Raw genomic sequence first — 4189 nt, forward strand, 5'->3', positions numbered from 1 at the left:
GGGGACGCAGACGGTGCAGGAGGAGCAGACCGTCTCCGCCGAGGTGCGCGAGGAGCACATCGACCTCGACGCCGGCCAGGAGGCCACCACGAAGCGCGACCGCTCCTGAGCGAGGACCGCGCCGAGGTCCTCCGCTCGGCCGAGGAACTGCGCGTGGAGCGGGTGCGCGTGCCCAGCGAGCGCGTGCGCATCCGCAAGAGCGTGGTCTCCGAGGTCCGCACGGTGCAGGTCCCGGTCCGCGTCGAGCGGCTCGTGGTGGAGCGCGAGCCGTTCGACGCGGACGACCCGGAGGGGTACGCCCCTGCGGGTGCTGCGCCCGAGGAACCGCTGGAGATCGTCCTGCACGAGGAGGTCCCCGTCGTCTCGCTGCGCGTGGAGCCCACCGAGGTGGTGCGCGTCAGCGTCCGTCAGGTCGGGGGCGAGGAGGCCGTGCAGGCCGTGCTGCGCACCGAGCAGGTGGCCGTCGAGCAGGTGGCCGACCGCTCGCCCCGCGCCGCGGGAGTGGACTGACGATCGAGCAGGTGCAGGACCACGGGGCCCCGTGCGGTTCGCCGCGCGGGGCCCCGTCGCGTCCGGTGGCACCCGCGCCGCGCCACCGGCGCGCTCTCACTCCTTCTTCGCGCCGAACATGATCTCGTCCCAACTGGGAACGCTGGCGCGCTTGCCGGCTCCCGCTGCGCCGCCCGCCTGGCGGCGGGCGGAGCGGTTGCGGCGCCGCGGGGCGGGACGCTCCGGCGCCTGAGCGCCGGTCTCGGGGTCCTCCGGTTCCGTGGCGCCCTGCCCGCCGGCCGGTGCCTGCGCGCCCCCGGGGCCCTCCGGGGCACCGGTGGCCTCGAGGGCTCCGTCCGCGACCGCGCCCGACGCCTCGCCCGGCTCCTCGGCCGGCACCGCTCCCGCCGCCGCGTCCTCCAGCGCCGGGGCGTTCCCGCCGGCGTCGTCCGGGACCTCCCCGGGCGGGTCCGCGGCGACCTCACCGTGCTCCTGCGGACCCGTCCGCGCACCCGCCGGGCGCGGGGGCGGCAGCACCGTGCGGTCCTCGTGCTCGTGGGGCGCGGACGCCGCCGGGTGGGCGGGCGGGGGGTCGGCCAGCAGGGCGTCCACCCGAGGCGCCGCCTCGCCGGACTCCGCCGCGGGCTGGGGCTCGCCGCGCACGCCGCGCTGGGCGTCCAGGGCGTCCAGCAGCCCGGGGGCCACCTCGCCGGGGCCGGGGCGCTGGGAGCGGCCGCCCCGCTCCGCGGTGCGCACCCCGCCGTCGGCCTCGACGTCGTACACCCGCTCGGCGCCGGTGCGGGGAGCCTCGCCGGCCACGCTCACCAGCCGCCGCGCGGGCAGGGGGCCGGCGTCGGGGGGCTCCTCCTCGCTCAGCCAGCGGGCCTCGTCGTCGGTGGCGGTCAGCGCCCGCGACGCGGGGTCGAAGGACCAGCGGGCCAGGCGGCCGCGCCCGCCGGCGACGAACTCGACCTGCACGGTCCAGTCGCCGTCCTCCTCGCGCCAGGCGTCCCACCGGGCGCCCTCGGGGTCCACCGCGCGGGCGCTGAGCCGGGTGACCACCAGCTCCTCCAGGCTGCCGTTGCCGCCCGAGCGCCCGTAGGCGGTGCGCCGGGCCAGGCCGGCGACGTGGGCCCGTTCGGCCAGCACCGGCCCCTCGTAGCGGCGCACCCGGTCCAGGGGCAGCCCGCCGGACTCGGCGACCTCCTCGGCGGACTCCCCGGCCCGGATGCGGGCCTGGATGTCGCGCGGGCGCAGCTGGGACTCCATCTGGATCTGCAGCTGTCCCAGGCGGGCGCGGTCGCGGCGCACCGCGGCCCGCAGGGCCTCGTCCACCCGCAGCCGGTAGCGCGCTCCGTCGGCGGCGACGAGCACCACGTGCTCGCCGTCGTCGTGGACCCCGACGAGCCTCAGGTCCTGCATGAGGGCGTCCTCCCAGCGGTGTGGTCTGCGGCGTCGCGACCGGACGGGCCGGGCGCTGCACGCACTCTGCCACCTGGGCCGCGTCCCGTTCACCTGACGGCACCACCGGTGCTCACCGTGCGCCCGCGCACCGCGACCGCGAGCCACCGCGGTGCGCGTCCTCGCGCGGTGCGTCCCACCCCCGGCGGGCGGGGCCCCCGGCAGCGGGGATGATGGGCCGGTGAGCGCTGCGACATCCTCCGCGCGTCCGTACGACGCCGTCCTGCTGCTGTCCTTCGGGGGCCCGGAGGGCCCCGAGGACGTCATGCCGTTCCTCGAGAACGTCACCCGCGGGCGCGGCATCCCGCGCGAGCGGCTCGAGGCCGTCGCCGAGCACTACCTGCACTTCGGCGGCAAGAGCCCCATCAACGACCAGAACCGCGCCCTGCTCGCGCAGTTGCGCACCGAGCTGGACTCCCGCGGGCTCGCGGACCTGCCGCTGCTGTGGGGCAACCGCAACTGGGAACCGTACGCCACCGACGTGCTGCGCGAGGCGCACGAGGCGGGAGCGCGCCGGGTCCTGGTCGTCTTCACCAGCGCGTACTCCTCCTACTCCAGCTGCCGGCAGTACCGCGAGGACCTCGCCCGCACCGCGCAGGTCCTGGCCGCCGAGGGGCGCGAGATCGAGTTCGACAAGATCCGCCACTACTTCAACCACCCCGCGTTCACCGAGGTGAACGCGCAGGCCGTCGTCGACGCCCTGGGCTCGGTGCCGGAGGGCTCGCGGGTGGTGTTCGTCACCCACTCCATCCCCGACGCCATGAACGACGTCTCGGGCCGCGACGGCGGCGCCTACGTGCGCCAGCACCTCGACGTGGCCGCCGAGGTGGCCCGGCGCGCGGGTGCCGCGCGCGGCGGCGAGATCGCCTGGGACCTGGCGTACTGCTCGCGCTCCGGGCCGCCCAGCCAGCCGTGGCTGGAGCCGGACGTCAACGACCACCTGCGCGCGCTGCGCGAGCAGGGCGTGCCCGGTGCGGTCGTGGCGCCCATCGGGTTCGTCAGCGACCACATGGAGGTCAAGTTCGACCTCGACACCGAGGCCGCCGAGACCGCCGGGGAGGTCGGCCTGCCGTTCGCGCGGGCCGCCACGGTGGGGGCCCACGCCGCGTTCGTCGCCGGCCTGGTCGACCTCGTCCAGGAGCGGGCGGCCCAGGCGCGCGGGGAACGCCCCGAGCAGCCCGCGACCGGCGCCCTGGGGCCCTCGCACACCGTCTGCCCCGTGGACTGCTGCCGCAACCTGCGCGCCGACCTGCCCGCCGCCACGGGTGAGGACTACCGCGCCCCGGCGCCGGCGTGAGCGGCGGCACCGCTCCGCCGCCGGGGGCCGAGGAGGTCGCCGCGCTGCGGCGGGTGGCCGTCGAGGCCGCCGCCGCGGCCGGCGAACTGGTGCGCACCGGGCGCCCCGACCGGGTGGAGGTGGCGGCCACCAAGTCCACCCCCACGGACGTGGTGACGGCCATGGACACCGCCTCCGAGCGGCTGCTGCGCGAGGTGCTCCGGCGTGCGCGCCCGCAGGACGGCTTCCTCGGCGAGGAGGGCGGGCACCACCCGGGCACCTCCGGGGTGACCTGGGTGGTCGACCCCGTGGACGGCACCGTGAACTACCTGTACGGGCTGCGCGCCTACGCCGTGAGCGTCGCCTGCGTCGTCGACCCCGGGCGCGGCGTGCAGCGCCCCGACCCCTCCACCTGGACCGTGCTGGCCGGCTGCGTGCACGACCCCACCGCCGGCGAGGTGTGGAGCGCCGCCCTCGGGCAGGGCGCGAGCCTGCGCGACGGCGAGCGCGAGCGGGTGCTGCGCGTGCCGGGGGAGGTGGCGCTGGACCGGGCGCTGGTGGGCACCGGGTTCGGCTACGACCCGGTGCGCCGCGCCGAGCAGGCCGCGGTGCTGGCGCGCCTGCTGCCGCGCGTGCGGGACGTGCGGCGCATCGGCAGCGCCGCGCTGGACCTGTGCTGGGTGGGGGCGGGCCGCCTGGACGCCTACTACGAGCGCGGGCTGAAGCCCTGGGACATGGCCGCCGGGGGGCTGGTGGCCAGCGAGGCGGGAGCCGCGGTCACCGGCTTCGACGGCGGGCCCGCCGGAGCGGACGGCGTGCTCGCCGCGCCCGGTGCCCTGCACGCCGCGCTGCGCGCGGAGCTCGCCGGCTGACACCGCCGGCCGCCGGCTCCAGCCGTGCCGCGGCCGGGGCTGTGCGGCCCGGCCGCGCACGCCGCAGGGGTCCTGGGCTCACGCGGGCGTG

The 4189-nt window shown here is 78.2% G+C and carries 4 protein-coding genes; 3 read left to right on the forward strand and 1 reads right to left on the reverse strand.

The genetic code is table 11. The annotated features are described in order from the left end of the window. Nucleotides 1-105 precede the first annotated feature (105 nt). Nucleotides 106-510, forward strand: a complete 405-nt coding sequence (locus tag ACRYM0_RS20440; RefSeq protein WP_432507688.1) for a YsnF/AvaK domain-containing protein — start codon at nt 106-108, stop codon at nt 508-510. A gap of 96 nt (nt 511-606) precedes the next feature. On the opposite strand, the gene sepH is transcribed toward ACRYM0_RS20440, so the two are convergent. After that, nucleotides 607-1911 (reverse strand): septation protein SepH, encoded by a 1305-nt coding sequence (gene sepH / locus ACRYM0_RS20445; protein WP_432507685.1) that lies wholly within the window; start codon nt 1909-1911, stop codon nt 607-609. Between the two features lie 220 nt (nt 1912-2131). Here sepH and ACRYM0_RS20450 point away from each other — a divergent pair, with 220 nt between their 5' ends. Together ACRYM0_RS20450 and ACRYM0_RS20455 are read left to right on the forward strand one after the other, a co-directional pair. Continuing rightward, complete coding sequence (locus ACRYM0_RS20450) at nt 2132-3247, forward strand: ferrochelatase (protein ID WP_432507686.1); 1116 nt, start codon at nt 2132-2134, stop codon at nt 3245-3247. Then, entirely contained in the window at nt 3244-4098 is an 855-nt protein-coding gene (locus ACRYM0_RS20455) for an inositol monophosphatase family protein (RefSeq protein ID WP_432507687.1), read from the forward strand. The genes ACRYM0_RS20450 and ACRYM0_RS20455 overlap by 4 nt, the downstream gene beginning before the upstream one ends. The last annotated feature ends 91 nt before the right edge of the window (nt 4099-4189 follow it).

The sequence above is a fragment of the Kineococcus arenarius subsp. arenarius genome (assembly GCF_050871845.1).
GTDB lineage: Bacteria > Actinomycetota > Actinomycetes > Actinomycetales > Kineococcaceae > Kineococcus.

Coding starts and splice junctions, on each gene's coding strand:
- sepH (WP_432507685.1), bottom strand. CDS start 1,911: ATGCAGGACCTGAGGCTCGTCGGGGTCCACGACGACGGCGAGCACGTG.